Raw genomic sequence first — 21,877 nt, 5'->3', positions numbered from 1 at the left:
GATTGTCCCGTGAGAAGGACGCTGCTTCGCTTTACCGGCGCAGGGCGCAACCTTCCGCATCGAATAGGTGCAATATTTCGGATCGATCCGCGATGCGGCACGATCAGCAGATCGGCAGGGCACTCCGGATGCCAGGGGTCAGCTCACAAGCCGACACACTGGCTGGTGGGATTGTTGTCGGTCTCCACTCCTCCTCCTCCTCGAGTGTGCTCTGCACAGCGAAGTTAGCCCTCTGGAGATATATGGACAAATAGAATATTTCCGACCAATCATAAAATTTCTTTATGGAGACGAGAAGGCGGACATGAACAAGGCACTTGAGCAATTTGTTGCGGTCGCCGAAGCTGGGTCATTCATGGCAGCGGCAGAGATACTGCACATCTCGCAACCAGCACTGAGCTACAACATCAAGCGACTGGAACAGTCACTGGGTGTGGAACTCCTTTATCGCTCGGCACGCGGTGTCCAGCTGAGCCCTTATGGGGAAACGCTCTACAACAGCGCGATCCTGATGAACCGCCTGCACACGAACGCCCTTACAACTATCGCCCGGCAGAAAGCGGAGCTGGAAGAAGGCATCAGTATCGGCACCGGTTATTCCACCTGGATTCTGCTTTTGAAGGATTTTGTGATCGAACATTTCAAAGCGCACCCGGCAGCACCAATCAATGTCAGCATCGGCAATATGATGCGCTGCATGGACCAGCTGGTCGCTGGCGACATTTCCCTGTTCATGGGACATCGCATCGACCATCTAAAGCCGGGGCTTGCGGTCGATTTCATTCCCTTGGGATCAGCGACCGACGGATATTTCGTCCGTGAAGGGCATCCGCTTCTTGAAGGAACCCGCAAAATTGACGAAATCCGTAACTATCCAACGACAATGGCGAATCCGGCAGAGGCTCGTCAAAAACGCCTCATCTCAGGGACAGGTGCTCAAAATCTCGACGGCACTGGCCACGCATTCGCATGCAACTCGATGGACGCCTGCATCGGTTTTGCGCTGAGTACGGACGCAGTGCTGATCCACAGCGATGTGCTGAGAGACTATTTTGTCGAAAAGGGTCTGCAAGAGGTGAAGATTTGCCCGAATAGTCCGCGCCGCCGGGCGGTGATGGGGTTTTACCTTCTGCCGGAAAGCAGATCCAATCCCAAGATCAAGGAAATCATTCGCCTGATATCAGCCCGTGCTGAGGCGGCAGGACTGTTTCCATCGGCGATTTGAAGACCAGTATTGTTAACCCGCCCACGGTGACGAAAAGGCAACCGGGCGTTCGACGGCTGGCTATCGTCGGGACGGCAGCTCGGGACCAGCGGCGATAGCAACAACTATCACGCGGGCGTTTATGAAATTGGGCGACGGCAAACCATCATCGCACACAGGTTGAAATTGCACCACAGGTAAGGAGTAGAATATACTACAAGTTTCCAAAATAGATCATAATAATTTCGATAAACCTCAAGAAATGATATTTAATTATATTTAAACCATAACTAACTAAGCATAGGCGCGACAGAGCACCGATCAGGTCGCCATGATGGCACGCACCGTCTGTTATTCTCCATATCCACGCCGAATCCCCTGCAGCAGAGTTTTTCGTTCGACCGGCCCCGGTCGTAATGCTCCCTGCTTCGTGTTCGCGACTTCAAAATAGAACCGCGAGGAAATATGTCATTTCTTAAAAATGCGAGCATTCGCACGAAAATTCTGTCCCTGATCCTTCCCCTTTGTGTGGTTGGCTTGAGCGCCACAGCCTTTATCTCCACCCGGTACAAACAAGCAGATACAAGCTATTCCGACTTTATCTCAAATGACGCTGCGGCAAGCGTGGAAATGTCGCGCGCAAACCGGAATGTCGTGGCAACCGCATATGCCGCCTATCAAATCCTGACTTATCGCCAGGAAGATCCAGCGATGAAAACAGCGGTGGACTTTTACAACGATAGCAAAAGTAAGCTATTTGAGCGTCTTCAGAATACGAAACTACTCTTTCCCAGCGAGAGTGTTGCGATCGACAAAATCATAGAGAGAACGAAAGACGTCGTCGCCCTGACCGACGAGGCCGTACAACTCGGGCAAGCGGACCAGAACGACCCTGCAAGGGCGGCTCTGGCGAAAGCCGACACGCTGATCCTGCCTCTGACCACCGACAGCGCAACGTTTCTGGATCAGATATTGAAAACGGTCGCCGTGAGAAGTGACGAACTGACCAACCAGACAAATTCTACTATCTTCACCTCGCTGACGGTCGTCGGCGTGGCCTTCGCGCTTGGCATCATTGCATCACTCATCGTTGCCGCAAAAGGCATTACCACTCCAATCGCAGCCTTGCGTGAACGCATGATTTCGCTGGCCCAGGGGCAGACGACTGCACCTGTAGATGGGCAGGACCGCAAGGACGAAGTCGGTCAGATGGCAAAGGCTGTCTCCGTTTTCCGTGACAACGCCCTTGAGAAAATTCGCCTCGAAAAAGAAGCTGACGCGAACCGCAGCCTTTCCGAACAGGAACGCCTGGAACGAGAGGCCCAGAAGGCGCGGGACGCTGCCGACACGCAGTTCGCCGTCGATCAACTGGCCAAGGGTCTCGATCGTCTTGCAGATGGTGATGTTGCCTACCGCATCGAAACACCTTTTGTTGCCCATCTCGATACGCTACGCAACAACTTCAACGGTTCGGTTGCCAACCTGAATGACGCACTACGTGCCGTCGGCCAGAATGCCCGTGGTATCGACGCTGGTGCCAATGAAATCCGTTCTGCGGCCGACGACCTGTCAAAGCGTACCGAGCAGCAGGCTGCATCGGTCGAAGAAACAGCGGCCGCGCTGGAAGAGATCACCACCACAGTGAAGGATAGCAGCAACCGTGCCGAAGAGGTCGGCCACCTCGTTGCCAAGGCCCGTAATGGGGCGGAGAAGTCAGGTGAAGTCGTGCGTCAGGCCGTGACGGCCATGAACGAGATCGAGCGCTCGTCCGGTGAGATCACCAGCATCATCAGCGTTATTGATGAGATTGCCTTCCAGACCAATCTTCTTGCTTTGAACGCCGGTGTCGAAGCTGCACGCGCTGGTGAAGCTGGTAAAGGCTTTGCAGTCGTCGCACAGGAAGTTCGCGAACTGGCGCAGCGTTCGGCAAAGGCTGCGAAAGAAATTAAGGCACTGATCACCACTTCCGGTGAACATGTTCGCTCAGGCGTCAATCTGGTCGGTGAAACGGGTCGCGCGCTGGAAGTGATTGTCACTGAAGTCCAGGAAATCAACCGGCACATCAATGCCATCGTGGAATCCTCACGCGAACAGTCGGTTGGCCTTCAGGAAATCAATACTGCCGTCAACACGATGGATCAGGGCACGCAGCAGAACGCAGCCATGGTTGAGCAGTCGACCGCGGCTAGCCACAGCCTTGCCAAGGAAGCTGCATCTCTCAACCAGTTGCTGTCACGCTTCAATCTGGGCAACGGCGCGGGTGCAAGCAGCTCGGCTCCAACTGCCGCACCTGTCCGCTCTGCGTCAAGCGCGTCCATACCAGCGCCATCTCCAGCACGTGCGCTTGGCCGCAAGATCGCGGGCGCATTTGGTGGTGGCTCTGCTGCTGCCGTTGCACGGGATTCGTGGGAAGAATTCTGACATCCAAGACTGCTGCTAGGGGCGCTTATTCGTCCAGCCCTTAACGAAACTTTGAAATAATTATGGTCGGGAATTTTGCTTACGGTAAAGGCAGGTTCTCGACCGATGGTCTTTCCAACAAAGACCGGGTAATCAGTGGCTGAACGGCAATGAGGATCGGCGGAACAGTAAGCCCATAGCCAGAGTTTATTTTTAGCTGTTTCTCCAGTCGGCGCCGTAAGCGGCACACGACGGCGCGCCAGGCAAGAGCATGGGGGGGGCCCCCGCCCCATCCTCACACCGACACGACTACATGAGCCATGTCAGCGGAGCCGTTGAGAAGATGAGACACCGGGTTTCATGAAGTTAATCGCAGATGCCGAAACCCGACAAATCCTCAGAGCAGCTATCCTTGGCATCGAGGGGACAAGGCAATCCAAAGTATGGATGCAATGAACGCCTGCCCCCCCATAACCGACCCTTTTAATGCTCGGCACGTGCCCACGCTTATCGGAGACCTGAAGTCAGCCTCCTGATCTGCGCACTCGCACCGCTCAAGCCAACCAGAAAATCAACCCCGATATAGCAAAACCCACAAGGCCCACTAACGTTTGCATAACAGTCCAGGTCTTGAACGTTGTTTTAATGTCCATTTCAAAGAAACGGCCAACCAGCCAGAAGCCGGAATCGTTGACATGTGAAAGCACCGCAGAACCGGACGCGATCGCAATGACGATGGCCGCCAGTTCGATGCCCTGATAACCGGCAGCCTGGACAGCAGGCTGGATGAGTCCAGCAGCTGTAATCAGGGCAACTGTTGCAGAACCTTGTGCGACCCGCAATGCAGTTGCAACCAGAAAACCTGCCACAAAAACTGGCATACCGATATCAACCAATGCGCTCGACAGAGCATCGCCGATCCCAGAGGCACGAAGGACACCGCCGAACATGCCTCCTGCGCCGGTAATCAAGATAACGGAGCAAACCGGACCCAGAGCGGAGTCAACGATGCGCTCAACCTTGATAGGATCACGACCCCGCATTGGTCCAAGAACGACGGCCGAGACCAAAACAGATATTAAGAGGGCAATAGGCGTCGAACCAACAGCGCGTAGCAACTGAAACCAGCCTGCATCCTTATCCACCCAGTCCTGAGCCCGGGCGAAATCGAGTCCTGTATTCATGAAAATCAGCGCAAGCGGCAAAAGCAGGAGCCCGACGACAAGTCCGGGACTTGGCAGGGACGCCTCGTCCTCAGGGGTTTCGTCTTTCTGAACGACTTGGGGAACGGGTAAAAGGATTCGTTGGCCGATCCATTTGCCGAAGAAATGACCAGCAATGATCCAGGTCGGGACGGCAACAACCAGACCGACGATGACCAGTAGCCCAACGTCCGCGCCGAGCAATTCCGAGGCAGCAACCGGGCCTGGATGCGGTGGCACGAACACATGCATGCATGAGAACGCGCTCGCAACAGGGATACCATACAGCAGGAGACTTCCGCCCAGGCGACGCGCAACCGTGAACATTACAGGCAGCATAACAACGAGGCCTGCGTCGAAGAAGATCGGGAAGCCGAAAAAGAGGGAAGCGATGCCCAAGGCCATTGGCGCGCGTTGCTCGCCAAAACGCCGGACAAGATCATCGGCGAGAGCTTGTGCGCCACCAGATACTTCGAGCAGGCGTCCCAGCATTGCGCCAAGTCCGACAAGCAGCGCTACGCCGCCAAGTGTAGAGCCAAATGCATTTGTCAGTGTGTTCATGATGTTTGCCATCGGGATGCCCGTGACAAGCGCCGTCAGGAAGCTGACGAGAATAAGGGCAACGAAGGCGTGGACACGAAACTTGATGATGAGCAACAATAGTAGCGCGACAGCGCCAACCGCTATCGAAATCAGTGTGCCTGCGGATAATGTCTGTTCAAATTCCGGCAAATATAAACTCCTTGATGTGATGGAGTGGCTGTTGACAGCCGCTTCTCTGAAAATCCCTGTTGAACTTACAAAGATTTCCGAGCCGAGGCCTTACGACAAAGAACAGCACCACTCAACGAGATCACGCGTAAATCTCCTGAAAAGAAGCGCGCGAGCGTCACCTCTTCGTGACCATCCGCCTACGAGCGCGAAAAACTCGAAAGCAAAACCAAGCGATGAACATTCGACCCATCCTGCCCGTCGATGTACCCGCCATTCGTGATCTCTTTCTACGGTCACGCCGTGCAGCGTTCGTATTGGAGCGGTGCTCGGACCCGACGCTTGATGATTTCGATAGTCAGACCGAGGGCGAGTCACAAATGATCGCGCTCGTTGGAGAGCGACGTGTGGGGTTCATCTAGATTTGGGGACCTGACAATTTTATCCATCATCTCCACGTCACGAGTCGTTTAACTGGGCGGCAGATACTCTGGCCATTCCTGCGCCCCATGAAGCACACGAAGGATCCGAACTTTCGTCTCGGTAATAGTGTATGCCGCGACGTAAGGCGTGCCATTGATAACGAGTTCGCGTGTCCCGGCAATTCTGCCCACGCGCCCACTCGCCGGGAAATCGAGTAAACGACGAGAAGCGGCGACTATTCGTTCATCGATCAGAACAGCGGCAGCGGGATTGTCAATTTCGATGTATGTAAAGATGGCATCGCGATCTGATAGCGCAAATGCAGACCAGGCAAGTTTCACGATTTTGGTGCGCCTGCTTTTAGACGGGCGGCTTTTCGTCGTTCTGCAAAATGCGCCTCAACCTCTTCGTCTGATAGATCCGGTCGAGTATCGTTCAACGCTTGAAGCACCTTGGTCCGAAACCAGGCATCATGCGCTTCACTGCCCGAAAGAAGTTCAAGCGGTAGCGCCCCCTCGTTGGCAGTCCGCGTGAGCAAGATACGAACCACATCAGATACGGTGAGGCCCATACTTTCGAGCACGGCAGAGGCACGGTCTCGAACCTCGGCATCAATACGTGTTTGGACAAGTGCGTTTGCGGCCATGACTATCTCCATATTTGTCGGAATAGTAATGCAATTGAATGACATTTTCTAGATGAACTTTAACGGCGGGATAATCCTGCTGACGGCTCTTTTAAGATGTGGGAGAGATCGAACTGTCTCGCAACAAACAACGGCCTGTAGAATCGACACAGATATTGATTTCATTTGGAAACACCGAGAGCTCGATAAGCCTAAGCGGCACCAACTGTGATGACGTTGCTGTCGTTGCGACATACAATGTAACAGCAAACGCCTTCTCCAGGTCACAGCAGGAACGGTGTAGCATCACTAAGGGCGATTCTTGCCACAGGATAAAACAGTGCTGGCAGACCGAGTTCCCGATAAGGTTTTGGCAGGCGGCTTGAGAAGATGCCACAAGTCTACCTCCCATCATTCAGAGTTATGGCAAACCGCGAACGTCCCCTTCGACTAAAGCGCCTTGAAAAGCTTCAATCTTCCTTCGAAAGCGAGGTTGATGCGTAGTCAAAAATTGGGAGCTTATGGCAGCATTGCGCCGACATCGGACGTTGCTTCCCTCGGAGAACTCCCAGAGCTGCTGTACGGACAAAACCAGAGAGTGAACAGATGGTCGAAATTCGCCCCGCAAAAGCCGCTGATTATGAGGAGATTGTCCAGCTCTGGCACCAAGGATGGCATGATGCCCATGCTAACCTTGTGCCTGATGGGGTGCTGCCTTATCGGTCTAAAGACCATTTCGGTCTCTGGCTGACGGAAGCGGAGGACGCATTCTTCGTCGCAGCAGACGACATTGGCATAGTCGGGTTCGTCTCCGTAAAGGGAGCTGAGGTTGTCAAACTCTATGTCAGCGACCGTGCTCGTGGTACACGCGTGGCCCAGACATTACTATCCTTCGCTGAGAAACTTCTGAGTGAGTCCGGGATAGCAAGAGCGATGCTGCTCTGTACGGCCGGCAACATTCGGGCTGAGCGGTTTTATGCGCGGCAGGGGTGGGAATTATCTGGTTCCTACGAAGACGCGCTTTGGACACCAGCGACTAGCAATGAAAGGTTCTTTGTGCTGACCCACCGTTTTGAAAAGGACCTGAAGCTGCTTCTTTAACAACGCTGCGAACAGTTTAGGATCTGCGACGCGGCTATTTTTATATGACCGGTTTGGGCAAATTGCGGCCATCAAGACTAATGTGCTCTCGAATAGATGTGAACCGACAACCCGCCAAAGCAAGACCGTCAATCATGAGCAATACTCTATAATATCCTATCCCTCGTCACGAGGATCGACTAATCGACTGATCGTACTTAGTCGCCGATGTTGCTCCGATGCACACGCCAGTGCCTTGTCGAAAACGGCTTGGCGTTGTCGGCATGCTTGGGTTGGTCTATCGATGCGGCGCGAACGCAGTCTGACAGCCGATAGAGAGGCACCAAATCAATGGCACGCAAGCAGAGAGACAATTTTACTACGCAAGATGTGGAGGCGGAGCCCGTCATCTGCCAGCTCTGCGAGCGGGTGATACCTGACGACCAGATCGAGCACCACCATCTTGTTCCTCGGAGTAAGGGTGGCAGGGTCACGGTGCCTTTGCATCGGATATGCCATAGCCACATACATGCAGGCTTCACTGACGCCCAGTTGGCAAAGAAATTCTCCACGATCTCAGCTATTCTCGAGGACCCCGCGATTCAGAAGTTCGTCAGTTGGGTAAAAACAAAACCAATTGGCTTCGATGATGAAGCAGAGGAGCGGGGCCGACGTCGCTGACTATTGGCCACCAGACTACGCGCTCAAGGCTTGATTTAAGATTGCCTGCGCGTTGCCTGCCCGATTTGATGCTTTGCACCTCTCCCCTGGTAAAACATTGATGCGGCAACGTAGCGGAAACGCATTTTTGCGGGAAAACTGCGCTAAATGGCCGATCCACAGTTATTCAGTGACTACGTAGTCCCGTTGGATCATTGACGTGGCTGTGAACCACTCGGATGCGCGAGTACGCTGCTGATGAAAATCAAAGGCGGCTCGGTCCGAAAATACTTCTTCGACGCGCCAAACAAGGGGATCATCCGTCTGCGATACCTCAAACGAAATGCAACCCGGCTCCGTCTTCGTCAGACGGATATGATCAGGCAGGTGCGTTTTGACGATCTCCACCTCATTGCCGGATGCGCAGCGAAGGAGGCCAGAGAGCCGAATCTGAGTTTCTGGTTTGTTCATATTGTTTCTCCAATTCCAGCATTTGGCCGTGTTCGGCCATGAGTTATCGCGCCGACATGTGGTGCTATGCGGAGCCGAACTATTATTGACGATATGGCGGCCGAGAAGCCGCCATTGCCTATCTCATACCGGTAAAGACACGCGTCTTTTCACCACCCTATCCGTGAGTGGATTGGAACGCCCCGCCGTCGAGCAAAAGATTTTGTCCAACGATATAGCCTGCGTATTGGCTGCACAGGAAGGCGGCGGCGGCACCAAACTCTTCTGGCGTGCCGAACCGGCCTGTCGGATTGAGCGCATGTGCTTTGCGTCGAGCCTCATCGAGGCTGATACTTTGTTCTGCGGCGGTTCTCTTCATTAAACCCTCTGTACGATCTGTTTCGTGTGAACCGGGTAGAAGATTGTTGATGATAACCCCGTGTTTTGCCACCTGCCTAGCCGTTCCGGCAACGAAACCGGTAAGCCCGCTGCGCGACGCGTTGGAAAGCCCAAGTTCGAGGATCGGTGCTTTGACAGATGCGGAGGTGATATTGATCACCCTTCCCCATTTCCTGTCGATCATGCCCGGCAGCACCGCTTTCATAAGCAATATCGGCGCAAGCATATTCGCGTGAAGAGCTTTGAGCCAGTCATCCTCAGTCCAGTCGGACCAAAGCCCCGGCGGTGGGCCACCAGCATTGTTGACAAGGATGTCCGGTGCTGGTTCCGCGTCCAGAAGTGCTGCGCGACCTTCCTCCGTGGTCACGTCAGCAACGACCATGTGGACCTCGGCATTGGTCTGTTTTCGAATTTCGCTTGCAGCCAACGCAAGTGACTGAGGGTTCCGGCCATTGAGCGTAACGACGGCCCCCGCTTCCGCGAGTTTCTGCGCAACACCCCTGCCAAGCCCTTTTGAACTTGCGCAGACGATTGCCCGTTTGCCAGCTATTCCAAGATCCATTGCGCGTTCTCCTATCGTTTGGCCATCCGGGCGATTTTTTCTACCGCCTCAACGAGATAAGTGACCTCATCTTCGGTGTTGAGGTAGCTGACCGAAGCGCGGGCCACTTCCTGCAAACCGCGAGCTGTCATATCGTAAGGCGTGTATGACACCCCGTTTGCACCGATGTTGATGCCTTTTTCGGCCAAGCTACTTTTGACGTTTGAGGCCAGTAAGCCATCTACCGTGAATGAAACCAGTCCCGAATATGTCGATCCGAGATCACGCACTTCGACACCGGGCACATGACGCAATCTGTCCCGAAGGCTTGCGGAAACCACGCCGATGCGGTCCCGAATTGCCGCCACACCCAACTCCGAAGCAAGGGAAATTGCCTCTCCGAGACCCAAAAGCAACGCGACCGATGTCTCAGACATTTCGAACTGACGCGCATCTGATCTCAGTAATGGCATACCATTTATGAGAGGACCTGAACTCACATCCACAAAAAGCGGATCAAGTTTGTGGAGAAATTCGGGCCGAATATACAAGAGCGCGGTTCCGCGCGGTCCCCGCAAATGTTTCCGTCCGGCACTTTTGAGCATGTCGCAACCGATCTTTGCTACATCAATCGGGATTTGACCCAATGCCTGCCCGGCGTCCACCAGATAGGGAATGCCAGCGGCGTTGGCTATCTTGCCAACGGCCTCGGCATCGTTGATCAGGCCACCATTCGCGGGAAGCCAGGTCAATGAAATCAGCCTTACCGTATCATCAATCATGTGGGCCAGCGCATCCGGATCGAGACTTCCGTCCTCGCGGCAGGGAATGACCTCAATGCGGGCGCCGCTTCTGCTTGCCGCGCGCTGCATCGTAGCGACATTTCCACCCCATTCGTGGCGACCGACAAGAATGCGGTCGCCCTCGCGCAGCGGTGGCAGTGCCGCAAAAACCATGCCCCACACGGAGGACCCCGACGATCCGAATGCGATATCTTCGGGCTCTGCACCGATCAGGTTTGCCGCATTGTGACGTATGGTTGAAAGCAGATCTGCGACAACGGCTGCAGCCTCCATCGGACCACGTGATGATTCAAGTGCCAAGTGTCGTGTCACCGCCTCCGCGACAGCCCTTGGTGAAAGCGATGCGCCAGCATGGTTGAAATGGATGAGCTCGGCGCAGCCTGGGGTGTCAGCTCGTAAGCTCCTGACCCTGGCGTCTGTCAGCACCTGCTTTCCTCCAACTCAACAATCGCATCGATCTCGACAGCAGCTCCGGCGGGCAGCGAACTCATTCCGAGTGCGGCCCTTGCGTGTTTGCCAGCATCACCGAAGACAGCAACCATCAGGTCTGAAGCGCCATTTGCGATCTGGGAGTGATCCTTGAACTCATGTGTTGCAGCGATATAGACGCCGAGCTTGAGGACACGGCGCACGGATGAAACCAGGCCATCCGTATGGGCTACGATCTGAGCGAGAACATTGATGGCCGCAATGCGGGCGGCCTCGGTGCCCTGCTCATCCGCACAATCCCTACCAAGTGTTCCCGCGAGAACCTCAATGTTGGGAGCCTTGCTGATCTGACCTGAAATGAACAGGAGATTGTTCGCTTTTGTCACAGAGACGTAGCTTGCGACAGGCGCAGTTGGAGCAGGCAGTTCAATTCCGAGAGTCTTGAGCTTTTCGCTGATGGATATCGACATGTGTTTCTCCTTTTTTGAATTCATGGAAGAAATCCGTGCCATCGACCAATTCAAAGCTTTGCAGCCTGCGATCGAAATTGTTAATGTCACGCACAACACTCGTGAGGCAGATCAGATTTGCGCAGCTCCCCCCTTCTTCCTCCACTGCCCGCTCTCAGGGTATTTCAGGCCGTAGCCCACCGTTTAAGTTTTCGGCTGGCTGGTGAGGAGTTGCTGATTACTCAAAGCGCCGTCAGTCACCATATCAAGCAACTCGAAACCGCATTGGGCACGCAGCTTTTCCAACGCAAAAGCAAAAGCATCGAGTTGACTGACGAGGGCGTGATGTTTCTGGCCACCGTGGATCAAGCATTGTCCCTGCTGGCGACAGGGACTGCGCAGTTACGCGCACGCTCAAGCCAGACATATCTGCGCGTCAGCCTCTTACCATCTTTTGCTGCAAACTGGCTGATCAGTCGCCTTGAGCGGTTTGAAACGCAACATCCAAATATAGAGCTGGATCTGGACCCAACGCTGCGTGTGGTCGACATAAATCGCGGGGAAGCAGACGTCGCAATCCGTTTCGGTGACTTTAGTGCGGATAAGCAGGGAGGCATTCATCTCGCGAATGAGGAGCTTTCACCTGTGATGAGCCCGGTTCTTTACGGAGACGGATCCCGCTTCCAGTCTACCGATGATCTGCTGCCTCACCCTATATTGCAGGCGAAAAGCGGGCTCGAATGGCAATTGTGGAGCGAGAGCGCGAACCTCTACCTCGACAAAGCCAGACACATACGCCTAACCGATTACAATATCGTCCTGCAGGCAGCACTTGATGGACAGGGTATAGCCATGGGCCGAAACCTGCTCATCAAGGAACATCTGCGAAAGGGGCGGCTGATTAAGCCGTTTCCAGTCAGTTTTAGCTCAGAGAAGGCAGCCTATTGGGCGGTATGTGATCTAAACTCAAAAAAAGCCGCCGCTATCGAGGCATTCGTGGAATGGCTCAAAGCCGAACTGCAATTTTAGCTTGGGTCAGGCGTACGCGTTGACCGTAACATTTCCTTCTCCTGAATCAGACCCATAACCGAGTGCCAACAAAATTTGCAACTTCTCCTTCGGCTAAGCTCGACCAGGCGTTATCAACGCCAACGATCTCGGGCGGACGTAGCCGAACGTTGACTACAGCGCTGATGAGACGGCAATGCGTAACGAGCCTCTATTTGCTGTAGTGCTGGCCTCGTAAACGTGCCCAGTTTTGCTCTGTCAAGGGCCCGTTCCAATGCCTCGATGCAAATAGGATCGTGCGATGTTCCCGCTCCTTCTCGCAGGATTCCTATGGCTTTGTCTATCGGCATTGCAGATCGGTAGGGTCGATCGGCGGTAAGTGCGTCAAACACGTCAGCAGTGGAAACAATTCGGACTTCCATCGGGATTTCTTGCGCGGTTAACCCCCGCGGGTAGCCTTTACCGTCCAACCGTTCATGATGAGCGCCGCCAATTAACGCTGCCTCTGAAAACGCTCCAATTGTGGACAGAATCCGCTCGGAGAATTCCGCATGGCGCTTCATTTGCAGCCACTCTTGATCGTCAAGCTTCCCCGGCTTGTCCAGCACGCTGTTGCTCACGCCGAGCTTGCCTATATCGTGAAGAAGAGCAGCTCGTTTCAGAAGCCGACGATCCTCAAAACCGATACCCATTTCTTCAGAAATCAAATCCGTGTAGAGCGCAACACGATCGCTGTGGCCTGACGTGTAGGGGCTTTTTGCATCAATGACTTTCGCAAAACCGGCGGCGATATCGTCCAGATAATCATCGTCAGCCATGACGGCCTGCTGTCCGGGCTCCGACGCAAGCACCAGGGCCTCAAGATCAGGCGAGGCTAAAGTCTTCCAGAAATTTGAGCGTGATGACAGCCGGGTGAAAGCATCTACCAAATCGGGGTCGAACCACTCTCCCCTACGCTTCCTTATCTCCCTCAACGCACTGTTGGGGCCGCCGGATTCCTGAAACACGTCGATGACTTGTGATAAGAGCGCAATACGGGCAAATAATGGGATTGTCAGACCTGCAGCGCTGTTTGGTTTTCCGCCACCATTCCAGTGCTCATCAAGGGCAAGAATACCGTCTGCCACCTGTTCAGAAAACCTCATCTGACGGGCAATATCTGCTCCTCGTTGGCATCGCGTCTGGATGAGCTCGGTGGATATAGTGCCGCCGTTTTGAAGAATGTTAAGAATTCCACGAAAGCGCTCGGCCAAACCCGACTTCATCCCGGTGTGGCCAATCACGAAACGCAGCACCTGGCCGAGACTTCCATCGACCAGCTTGAAATCGTGTTTGAAGCTCAGATCGTCAGCAAGGTAGAGTTCGCAAATGCGGGCAGCATTACTGCTGCACCCAAGGTCTTTCAACAGAAGAGTATAATACAGGTCGTGGAGATCGCTGTCCTCAAGTCCAATTTCGCGCCCGATTTCCGTTCCAATGTAACAGCACCGAATGCAATGTCCTTCCGGCTGCCCTTCTGTCATATCGAGCGCCTTGCTCAACGCTTCGATGATTTCAGCCAGGCGGATTTTTATGCCGGTCATGGAGTGGCCCTCGTTTGAACGACCACAATATTTGCGAGAGCGTTTCAGAATCATTGATCGAAGACACTAAAACGGCAGAAAAGCCATCGAAATCAATTAATTAGACCAAGCTAACAAACGCGCTAATTTTAAGTATTGAGTATGAAACAACCTGACATGGCTAAGCTTCTATTTTTTGCTCTCCACCGTGGGAGGAAGCAACTACAGCGTTGCGGCCACTGGCTTTTGCTCGATAAAGCGCTTCGTCTGCCAGTTTGAACAAGCTCAACTAATCAATGTTGGCAATGTCTGTTGCGACCCCAATACTGATCGTCACGTGCCCGAAGCTACTGCCTTTAAGCGAAATGTTGAGGTCTGCGACGGCCCGCCTCATCGTTTCTGCAAGTAAAAACGCACCTTCCTCGTTCGTGTTCGGGAGAACGACAGCGAACTCTTCGCCACCATAACGGGCGCAGCTGTCAGCCGGGCGTCTAATGGATGCGGAAATTGTTGTTGCCACGCTTTTAAGGCAATGGTCACCTATAAACGCGCCTGACTGACTATAGAATTAGAAATCAGGTCTATTCGCGCCATCCGGCCAATGCTAGCCGCCGACAGCGAATAACTGGCTAAGTTGAGCAAAGTCTCTACGCGTTAGCCTATCAATCTCGAGGTCTGAAATTCCGTCATCGCTCATGAACTGTTGAAACCGTGCGTTCTGAAGCTGAAAGATCGTGTCCGCTAGCGCGTCGGGATCGATCGCAGCCGACAACGTGCCTGCTTTTATACAGATACGCGCCCAATGAGCCAGGAAATCCGTCAACGCCACGTCGAGAGCCCGGTAGCTGCGCCCGAATTCTTCACTTCCGCTCTGGATCGACGCAGCCAGAATTTCGCGCCAGACCGGCTTGGGAAGGTTGCCGGTAGCGTGAAGACGAAGACGTTGCGCGAAGTCGGCACAGTAACCCACGAAATCGGGTGCATCATGCGCCAGCACCGCCTGCTCCTCAATCAGTCGTCGGGTAAGGCTGCGGTCGCTTTCCTCGACAAGTGCCAGCAACAGACCAGCCTTATGACCAAAATAATTGTAAACAGTCACGCCTGAAATGCCTGCTTCATAGGCAATCGATTCAACTGTGACGTCACCATAGGGTTCGTCTCGCAACTTACGGCGTGCAATATCCATTATAAGTTCGCGCCGCTTTGCCTTTTTGCGTTCTCTAAGTCCCGTTTCAGTCATTATCTGCCTGTTTTTTATCCGTTTTTTCGTCTGGTTCGATTAATAATTGAGCTAAATATTTAATTGACAAAAATATTTTATGTCATAAAAATTTTTATAAATATAACCAAAGGGAACTATCTACATGATTAAGTCATTGCGCAATGGATTAATCGGCACCGCGCTAGTGTTCGGAGGCCTTATCACGCCTGCATCCGCTGATGATTTCAAGGTCGCGATCGTGCTTCCTGGCGTTATCACCGACAATTCCTTCAATCAGTCAGGCTATGAAGGCGTCAAGGAAGCTGCCGACACGCTTGGCATCGAGTTCGCCTATAGCGAAAAGACGGCGCAACCTGACCAGCCGCAAGCGTTGGCCGACTACGCGCGCCGTGGCTACAATCTCGTCATCGGTCACGGAGGGGAATTTCAGGATGCTGTCGACCGCGTTGCAGGCCGCTTCCCGGACACTAAATTTCTCGTCGTCAATGGTGTCGAGGCCGGCAAGAACGTTTCCGTAGTCAGCTATGACTTCCCGTCCATGGGCTATGCAATGGGGTATGTCGCCGGAAAAACATCACAGACCGGCAAGGCCGGATATATCGGCGCGCAGAAGCTGAAATTCTATGTCGAACTTGGCGAAGGCTTCGAGAAAGGCTTCAAGGCCGCCCGCCCCGACGGAGCGGTCATGACCGCGTGGACCAATGATTGGGACGACGTCGCCAAGGGCAAGGAAGCTGCGCTCAATCTGATCGGCCAAGGCGCCGACGTGATCTTCCCGTCCATGGACAATGCGGTCGTCGGCAGCCTTCAGGGAGCCAAGGAAAAGGACAAGATGGCGATCGGCATCTATTATGATGCGATCAAGGACTGGCCGGATACGGTCATTCAGTCAGCGGTCTTTGACATGCGCGGCGCGCTCGGCGAAGTCATCGGGTTGGCGAAGTCCGGCAAGCTTGAGCCTAAACCCTATATTTTCAGCTTCGACCACAAGAATGCGACGCGCATCGGGACTTACGGGACGAAGGTTCCGGCGTCCGTGCCCGCCGAAGTGGATGCACTGCTTCCGAAGCTTGCTTCCGGCGAAATCTCCGTAAAGTAAGCCCGATTGCCGGCAGAATTGCCTTCTGCCGGCGGCCTCGGTTGCCAGAGAAAGGTTGGTCGCATGGTGGTTCCTGCCCTTCGCCTTCACGGAGTCGGAAAACTGTTCGGTGAATTCCGCGCGCTCGACGCGATCGAAATGACGGTGGCCGCGGGCACTATCCACTCGATCCTCGGCGAGAACGGCGCCGGCAAGACGACACTGATGAACATCCTCTACGGTCTTTACCAGCCCGATGAAGGCGAGGTGGAGGTCTTCGGTCAGACCGTCAGTATCCCATCGCCACGTGCAGCGCTCGACCACGGCATCGGCATGATCCATCAACATTTCATGCTGGTGGATACACTGTCCGTGGTTGAGAACATTATTCTGGGACTTCCGGGCCAGGGTATGCGTCTGTCACTTGACGAGCATTCCTCAAAGATTGACGCGCTGTCGCGTCGCTATGGTTTCGACGTCAATCTCCACGCACCGGTCTGGACGTTGCCCATGGGCATGCGTCAACGGGTCGAAATCCTAAAGGCGCTCTATCGCGAGGCGCGAATTATTATCTTCGACGAGCCGACAAGCATTCTTGCGCCACAGGAAGTCGATGGACTGCTGCGGGGACTTAGGCGCCTGCGTGAAGAGGGAAAGACTGTTGTCCTCATTACCCACAAGCTAGAGGAAGTGGCCGCCGTCGCGGATCGCATCACTGTGATGCGATCGGGCCGTGTCGTGGCAGAGCAGGATGTCGCTGGTCTCGAAAAGTCCGACATGGCGAGAATGATGGTCGGGCGCGATGTCGCGCTATCATCTTACGACGTCGAGCGCCCGGATTCCGGCCCTGTCGTCCTCGAAGCCCGCGGACTCGCGGCTCGCAATAGCCATGGCGCCCTGGCACTCAAGGCTGTCTCCTTTGAGCTTAGGGCGGGCGAAATATTCGGGATTGCCGGCGTCGATGGCAACGGCCAATCCGAACTGGCCGAGGTTCTTACAGGTACACTGCGCCCTGAAGGCGGCACACTAACACTTAACGGAGCAGACATTCTGCCCATGACCATCGACCAACGCCGCCACGACGCAAAGATTTCGTCCATTCCGGAGGACCGGCAGCATACGGGCCTCGTTCTGGATCTCTCTGTCTGGCAGAACGCAGCACTACGCGATTTCCGGCGGCAACCATTTTCGCTGAGGGGATGGCTCAAGCCAACACGCATGCGCGACATCGCCGCCGACTGGGTGAAGCGCTACGATGTGCGGCTGCGCAGTCTCAATCAAGCGGTGCGCTTCCTCTCTGGCGGCAATCAACAGAAGTTGATCTTTGCACGTGAGATCGAGGCTAGGCCCGCGGTCATGGTGGTCATGCAGCCCACCAAAGGCGTCGATGTAGGCGCCATCGAACTTATCCAGCGCGCCATTCTCAAGGCACGCGCCGAGGGTGTTGCCATCCTCTATATCTCGACCGAACTCGAGCACATCCTCGCCGTAGCCGATCGTGTCGCAGTGATCTGCGGTGGCCAATTCACCGGCATGTTGCCGCACGACGAGGCGACGGTTGAGCGTATCGGCAGCCTGATGGCTGGTATCAGTGAAACACCGGAGGCCCCATGATCCGTCTCGTCGCAACGCTCTATGCCCTGCGCACCGTCTGGGCTCTCTGTATAGCCTTCGCGCTTGGCGCACTGCTGATGCTATTTTCCGGCGGCAATCCGCTTGCCGCCTACTCCGCGCTGATCAACGGTGCTTTTCTCGATTATTGGGGAATTTCCGGCACGCTTGTAAAGATGTCGCCGATCCTGCTCGCCGGCCTCGCCGTCATCCTCTCGTTGCGCGGCGGCCTTCTCAATCTGGGTGTTGAGGGGCAGATCTACATGGGCGGTCTGTTCTCCTCGATCGTTGCGCTCTATGTCACCGGGCTTCCGACAACATTACATCTCATCCTCGCCATCCTCAGCGGTGCGCTCGCCGGCGGGGCATGGGGCATGATCGCGGGCGTGTTGAAGGCTAAGCGGGGCGTTAACGAGGTGATCGTCACGCTGCTCCTTAATTTCGTTGCCATCAATCTCGTCAGCTATTTCGCAGGCGGGCCGATGATGCAGGACGGTGCGCCTTATCCCTATTCCGAGGAAATTCCGGAAGGCCTATTTCTGCCGATTATCATGCCAATGACGGATGCTCATTTCGGCGTGGTGCTCGGTTTACTGATTGCCATATTGTTATGGGTTCTGCTCCGTTCTTCAACGCTCGGCTTCTCGCTCGATCTCGTCGGCTGCAATCCACAGGCGGCGCGTTATGCGGGCGTCGACGTTGGGCGCGCCGTGATCTCGACCATGTTTCTTTCCGGCGCACTCGGCGGCTTGGCTGGAAGCTTCGAAATTCTTGGGCTGAAACACCGTCTCTACCACCTGTTCTCTGCTGGTTTCGGCTTTGACGGCATCGTCGTCGCCTTCATGGCACAGCTCAATCCGCTGATGTCGGTAATCGCCGCCTTCTTCCTCAGTGGCCTGAAAAGTGGCGCACTGATGATGCAGCGCGCAATAGGACTGGAAAGCACCGTTGTCGACGCGGTAATAGGCATTGTCATCATTTGCGTCGCCGCATCGCAGGCCTTCACGTTCAAGGCCGACCAGTGGCGCGCCTGGTTTGCCAGACGCCAGAGGCTCAACGCTGCGCTTGCTGTTCAATCGCAGGAGGCCAAGTGATGGATTACATTATGAATCCGGCGTTCCTCACCGATTTTCTCTCGTCCTCCCTACGCTTGTCGATCCCGCTCATCTTTGCCGCGATCGGCGTCGTCTGGTCGGAGCGCTGCGGCGTGTTCAACATCGCCATCGAAGGCTGTATCCTCGGCGGCGCCTTCGGCGCAGCAATCGGCACGTGGTGGTTCGGCGACCCTCTGGGCGGCCTCCTTATGGCCCTGGTCATCGCCAGCCTGCTCGGCCTTCTGCTCGGCGGGCTAGCGGTCGGCCTCGGCATCAACCAGTTGGTGGCCGGCATCGCAATCAATCTGCTGGTCGGCGGCATGACGGCCTACCTCGCCCGCCAGATCATGGGCAACGACGCGACCGCGCCGTTGCCTGGCTTCGCAGTCATGCCGATTCCCCTTCTGTCAGATATCCCAATCGTAGGCCCCGTCCTCTTCAGCCAGGGGCCGCTTGCCTATCTCGCCTATGTCATCGTGCCGCTCGGCTGGATGCTGCTTTACCGCACCCCCTGGGGACTGCTTGTGCGGGCTGCGGGCGACCAGCCGATGGCGGTCGATACGGCCGGCGTCAACGTGCAGCGGCTTCGCTTCCTCTCGGTCCTCGGCTCCTGCATGCTGGGCGGGCTCGGCGGCGCCTATATCGTACTCTCGCAGGTCCATGTCTTCACCGAGCATATGAGCGCGGGCAAAGGCTTCATAGCGCTCGGCGCCGTCATCCTCGGGCGGTGGAACCCGCTCGGCGCAGCCATCGCCTGCCTCGCATTCGGCATGGCTGACGCTACCCAACTGCGGCTGCAATTCGGCAGCCCCGAAATTCCCTATCAGCTGTTCTCCACCCTGCCTTTCATCGCGGCCCTCGCAGCCCTGGTCCTGTTCTCGGGCAAGGTCCACGCGCCAGCCGCCGTCGGCAGAAAATTCGAGCGCAGCGGCAAATGAAAGGCATAGACATGATCACCAATCCCGTTCCGTGGCCGAACGGCGCCAGATGCGCAGCCTGTGTCACCTTCGACATGGATGCCGAAAGCCTCATCCACATCGACCATCCGCAAGACGGCTACAAACGCGCTTCAGCCCTCTCCATGCTGCAATACGGACCGACCGTCGCTATTCCACGCATCGTCGAGACCTATCGTCGGCTCGGCCTAAAGCAGACCTTTTTCATCCCGGCTTGGTGCATAGAGCGCTATCCGCAGGCAATCGAAACCATTCTCGCCGGTGGCCACGAGATCGGCCAGCACGGGTTCCTGCACGAAAATCCGGTCAAGCAAAGCGCAGAGGAACAGGCCTATTGGCTCGACCGATCGAGTGACGTGATCGAACGGATCACCGGCAAGGCGCCGCGCGGTTTTCGCGCGCCGCTTTACAATTTTTCCGACCAGACCGCGCGGCTCCTGGTTGAGCGCGGTTTCCAATATGACAGTTCGCTGATGGCCGATGACGTGCCTTATCTGGTCCAGGCCGCGGGCGGCGATTTCGTCGAGCTACCAACGCACTGGGGCGTCGACGACTGGCCGCAATATGTTCAGTCGATGGACCTTGATTATATGATGCCAATACGCTCGCCGAGCCACGGCTTCCAGATCTTTCGCGAGGAGTTCGAGGCGGCCTATCTTTATGGCGGTCTGTGGATTCCTGTCGTCCACCCCTTCGCCACCGGCCGCCTGGCACGCTGGCATGTCGTCAGCGAATATCTCGAAGAAGTCGTCGCCCGCGGCGATGTCTGGTTCGCGCCAATGGAAGAGATCGCCGCGCATGTTCGAGACGTCATCGCCAAGGGGCTCTACACACCAAGGGAAATCCCGATGCCGCAATATGACGGGCCGGTAGAGCTCAGCGCACCCCGGTTCGCATAAGCGGTCGCTTCCCACCGATTGCCTGAAAATTCACGGCCCCTGTGCCCTAACCATTTTGAAAGGAACTGTAATGGCCTCCCACGGATATGATTCCGGACGGCTGAACCTGCCGTTCGTAGGCATCTCGACCTTCGCCAAAAGCCCCTATGTGGAAAACTGGGACCAGATCGAAGCCGATGTCGCAATCCTCGGCGCGCCCTTCGATTTCGGCACACAATGGAGGTCCGGCGCCCGTTTCGGGCCGCGTGGCATCCGGGAGGCCTCAACGTTGTTTGCCTTCGGCCATGCCGGAGCCTATGACCACGAGGACGACGTCACCTACCTGGAAGGCGTTCGCATGGTCGATCTCGGCGATGCCGATATCATCCACACCGACACGATAAGCAGCCATGCCAATATCGAATATGGCGTGCGCAAAATTCTGGCGGCTAACGCCCTGCCTGTCATCCTCGGCGGCGACCATTCGGTCAACATCCCCTGCATTAACGCCTTTAGCGAGCAGGAGCCGATCCATGTCGTGCAGTTCGACGCGCACCTGGACTTCGTCGATGAGCGCCACGGCGTCCGCTTCGGCCATGGCAGTCCGCTGCGCCGAGCCTCGGAAAAACCTTGGGTCACTGGCATGACGCAGCTCGGGATCCGCAACGTCTCCTCCACTGCCAAGGAAGGTTATGACGATGCGCGCGCAAAGGGCTCGGACATTCTTTCTGTGCGGCAGATCCGCAAGCTCGGTGTCGACGCCGTTCTGGAGCGCATTCCGGCCGGCAAACGCTATTACCTGACCATTGATATCGATGGATTCGATCCATCAATCGCACCGGGCACCGGTACACCGAGCCATGGCGGCTTTATCTATTATGAAGTGCTGGAATTGATCGCAGGGCTTGCGAAGCGCGGTACGATCGTCGGCGTCGATCTTGTCGAAGTCGCGCCGGATTATGACCACACTGGTTCCACTGCCATTCTTGCGGCTCAGCTGCTGCTCAACACGATTGGCAGGATCTTCGTGAATAATCGCAAATGAAGGTGTCCGCAGACGTCAATTGGCGAGCATCCAAGATGCTCGCCAAT

22 protein-coding genes are annotated in these 21,877 nt (G+C 55.4%); 12 read left to right on the top strand and 10 right to left on the bottom strand.

Annotated elements, in window-relative coordinates; genetic code table 11:
* Window positions 1-304: 304 nt before the first annotated feature.
* Both PYL13_RS22435 and PYL13_RS22430 read left to right on the top strand, forming a co-directional pair.
* Window positions 305-1,225 (top strand): LysR family transcriptional regulator, encoded by a 921-nt coding sequence (locus PYL13_RS22435; RefSeq protein WP_275642918.1) that lies wholly within the window; start codon window positions 305-307, stop codon window positions 1,223-1,225.
* 444 nt (window positions 1,226-1,669) lie between these two features.
* Window positions 1,670-3,625: a methyl-accepting chemotaxis protein gene (locus PYL13_RS22430; RefSeq protein ID WP_275642917.1), complete on the top strand. Its 1,956-nt coding sequence runs from the start codon at window positions 1,670-1,672 to the stop codon at window positions 3,623-3,625.
* A gap of 533 nt (window positions 3,626-4,158) precedes the next feature.
* On the opposite strand, the gene PYL13_RS22425 is transcribed toward PYL13_RS22430, so the two are convergent.
* Window positions 4,159-5,538 carry a GntP family permease gene (locus PYL13_RS22425; protein WP_275642916.1) on the bottom strand — a complete coding sequence of 460 codons (1,380 nt, stop codon included), beginning with the start codon at window positions 5,536-5,538 and terminating at the stop codon, window positions 4,159-4,161.
* Between the two features lie 215 nt (window positions 5,539-5,753).
* On the opposite strand from PYL13_RS22425, the gene PYL13_RS22420 reads away from it, so the two are divergent.
* Window positions 5,754-5,939, top strand: a complete 186-nt coding sequence (locus PYL13_RS22420; protein ID WP_275642915.1) for a hypothetical protein — start codon at window positions 5,754-5,756, stop codon at window positions 5,937-5,939.
* A 48-nt stretch (window positions 5,940-5,987) separates the two neighbouring features.
* Here the strand turns inward: PYL13_RS22420 and PYL13_RS22415 are convergent, their stop codons facing one another.
* Entirely contained in the window at window positions 5,988-6,281 is a 294-nt protein-coding gene (locus PYL13_RS22415) for a type II toxin-antitoxin system RelE/ParE family toxin (RefSeq protein ID WP_275642914.1), read from the bottom strand.
* Entirely contained in the window at window positions 6,278-6,586 is a 309-nt protein-coding gene (locus PYL13_RS22410; protein ID WP_259148084.1) for a type II toxin-antitoxin system RelB/DinJ family antitoxin, read from the bottom strand. The genes PYL13_RS22415 and PYL13_RS22410 overlap by 4 nt, the downstream gene beginning before the upstream one ends.
* A gap of 585 nt (window positions 6,587-7,171) precedes the next feature.
* Here PYL13_RS22410 and PYL13_RS22405 point away from each other — a divergent pair.
* Together PYL13_RS22405 and PYL13_RS22400 are read left to right on the top strand one after the other, a co-directional pair.
* The gene (locus tag PYL13_RS22405; RefSeq protein WP_275642913.1) at window positions 7,172-7,666 is read left to right on the top strand and encodes a GNAT family N-acetyltransferase; all 495 of its coding nucleotides are present in this window, start codon (window positions 7,172-7,174) and stop codon (window positions 7,664-7,666) included.
* 330 nt (window positions 7,667-7,996) lie between these two features.
* Window positions 7,997-8,326: an HNH endonuclease gene (locus PYL13_RS22400; protein ID WP_259148087.1), complete on the top strand. Its 330-nt coding sequence runs from the start codon at window positions 7,997-7,999 to the stop codon at window positions 8,324-8,326.
* A gap of 162 nt (window positions 8,327-8,488) precedes the next feature.
* On the opposite strand, the gene PYL13_RS22395 is transcribed toward PYL13_RS22400, so the two are convergent.
* From PYL13_RS22395 to PYL13_RS22380, 4 genes are all read right to left on the bottom strand, one after another.
* Entirely contained in the window at window positions 8,489-8,776 is a 288-nt protein-coding gene (locus tag PYL13_RS22395; protein WP_275642912.1) for a putative quinol monooxygenase, read from the bottom strand.
* A gap of 157 nt (window positions 8,777-8,933) precedes the next feature.
* Window positions 8,934-9,716, bottom strand: coding sequence for an SDR family oxidoreductase (locus PYL13_RS22390; protein ID WP_275642911.1), 783 nt, complete (start codon window positions 9,714-9,716; stop codon window positions 8,934-8,936).
* 11 nt (window positions 9,717-9,727) lie between these two features.
* On the bottom strand, window positions 9,728-10,924 hold the full coding sequence (locus PYL13_RS22385) for an aminotransferase class V-fold PLP-dependent enzyme (protein WP_275642910.1): 1,197 nt from the start codon (window positions 10,922-10,924) through the stop codon (window positions 9,728-9,730).
* The gene (locus tag PYL13_RS22380) at window positions 10,918-11,397 is read right to left on the bottom strand and encodes a RidA family protein (protein WP_275642909.1); all 480 of its coding nucleotides are present in this window, start codon (window positions 11,395-11,397) and stop codon (window positions 10,918-10,920) included. The genes PYL13_RS22385 and PYL13_RS22380 overlap by 7 nt, the downstream gene beginning before the upstream one ends.
* Before the next feature lie 117 nt (window positions 11,398-11,514).
* Between PYL13_RS22380 and PYL13_RS22375 the strand changes: the two genes are divergently transcribed.
* Entirely contained in the window at window positions 11,515-12,405 is an 891-nt protein-coding gene (locus tag PYL13_RS22375) for a LysR substrate-binding domain-containing protein (protein ID WP_275642908.1), read from the top strand.
* Window positions 12,406-12,518: 113 nt separating this feature from the next.
* On the opposite strand, the gene PYL13_RS22370 is transcribed toward PYL13_RS22375, so the two are convergent.
* From PYL13_RS22370 to PYL13_RS22365, 3 genes are all read right to left on the bottom strand, one after another.
* Window positions 12,519-13,967: an HD-GYP domain-containing protein gene (locus PYL13_RS22370; protein ID WP_275642907.1), complete on the bottom strand. Its 1,449-nt coding sequence runs from the start codon at window positions 13,965-13,967 to the stop codon at window positions 12,519-12,521.
* Window positions 13,968-14,235: 268 nt separating this feature from the next.
* On the bottom strand, window positions 14,236-14,490 hold the full coding sequence (locus PYL13_RS26990) for a GGDEF domain-containing protein (protein WP_368077709.1): 255 nt from the start codon (window positions 14,488-14,490) through the stop codon (window positions 14,236-14,238).
* 60 nt (window positions 14,491-14,550) lie between these two features.
* Window positions 14,551-15,132 carry a TetR/AcrR family transcriptional regulator gene (locus PYL13_RS22365; protein ID WP_250983747.1) on the bottom strand — a complete coding sequence of 194 codons (582 nt, stop codon included), beginning with the start codon at window positions 15,130-15,132 and terminating at the stop codon, window positions 14,551-14,553.
* Window positions 15,133-15,310: 178 nt separating this feature from the next.
* Between PYL13_RS22365 and PYL13_RS22360 the strand changes: the two genes are divergently transcribed.
* The 6 genes from PYL13_RS22360 to speB all read left to right on the top strand — a co-directional run bounded on the left by PYL13_RS22360 (window position 15,311) and on the right by speB (window position 21,830).
* A complete protein-coding gene (locus PYL13_RS22360) occupies window positions 15,311-16,267 on the top strand; it encodes a BMP family protein (RefSeq protein WP_275642906.1) in 957 nt (318 codons plus the stop codon).
* A gap of 63 nt (window positions 16,268-16,330) precedes the next feature.
* Entirely contained in the window at window positions 16,331-17,860 is a 1,530-nt protein-coding gene (locus tag PYL13_RS22355; RefSeq protein WP_275642905.1) for an ABC transporter ATP-binding protein, read from the top strand.
* Window positions 17,857-18,951, top strand: coding sequence for an ABC transporter permease (locus PYL13_RS22350; protein ID WP_275642904.1), 1,095 nt, complete (start codon window positions 17,857-17,859; stop codon window positions 18,949-18,951). The genes PYL13_RS22355 and PYL13_RS22350 overlap by 4 nt, the downstream gene beginning before the upstream one ends.
* Window positions 18,951-19,889, top strand: a complete 939-nt coding sequence (locus tag PYL13_RS22345; protein WP_275642903.1) for an ABC transporter permease — start codon at window positions 18,951-18,953, stop codon at window positions 19,887-19,889. Before PYL13_RS22350 ends, PYL13_RS22345 begins: the two co-directional genes overlap by 1 nt.
* Before the next feature lie 11 nt (window positions 19,890-19,900).
* Window positions 19,901-20,806: a polysaccharide deacetylase family protein gene (locus PYL13_RS22340; protein ID WP_275642902.1), complete on the top strand. Its 906-nt coding sequence runs from the start codon at window positions 19,901-19,903 to the stop codon at window positions 20,804-20,806.
* Window positions 20,807-20,876: 70 nt separating this feature from the next.
* A complete protein-coding gene (speB, locus tag PYL13_RS22335) occupies window positions 20,877-21,830 on the top strand; it encodes an agmatinase (RefSeq protein WP_275642901.1) in 954 nt (317 codons plus the stop codon).
* The last annotated feature ends 47 nt before the right edge of the window (window positions 21,831-21,877 follow it).

The organism is Agrobacterium sp. Azo12 (genome assembly GCF_029193765.2).
GTDB lineage: Bacteria > Pseudomonadota > Alphaproteobacteria > Rhizobiales > Rhizobiaceae > Agrobacterium.
The sequence above is the reverse complement of the archived record's forward strand: the minus strand, read 5'-3'. Positions and strand labels throughout refer to the sequence as shown.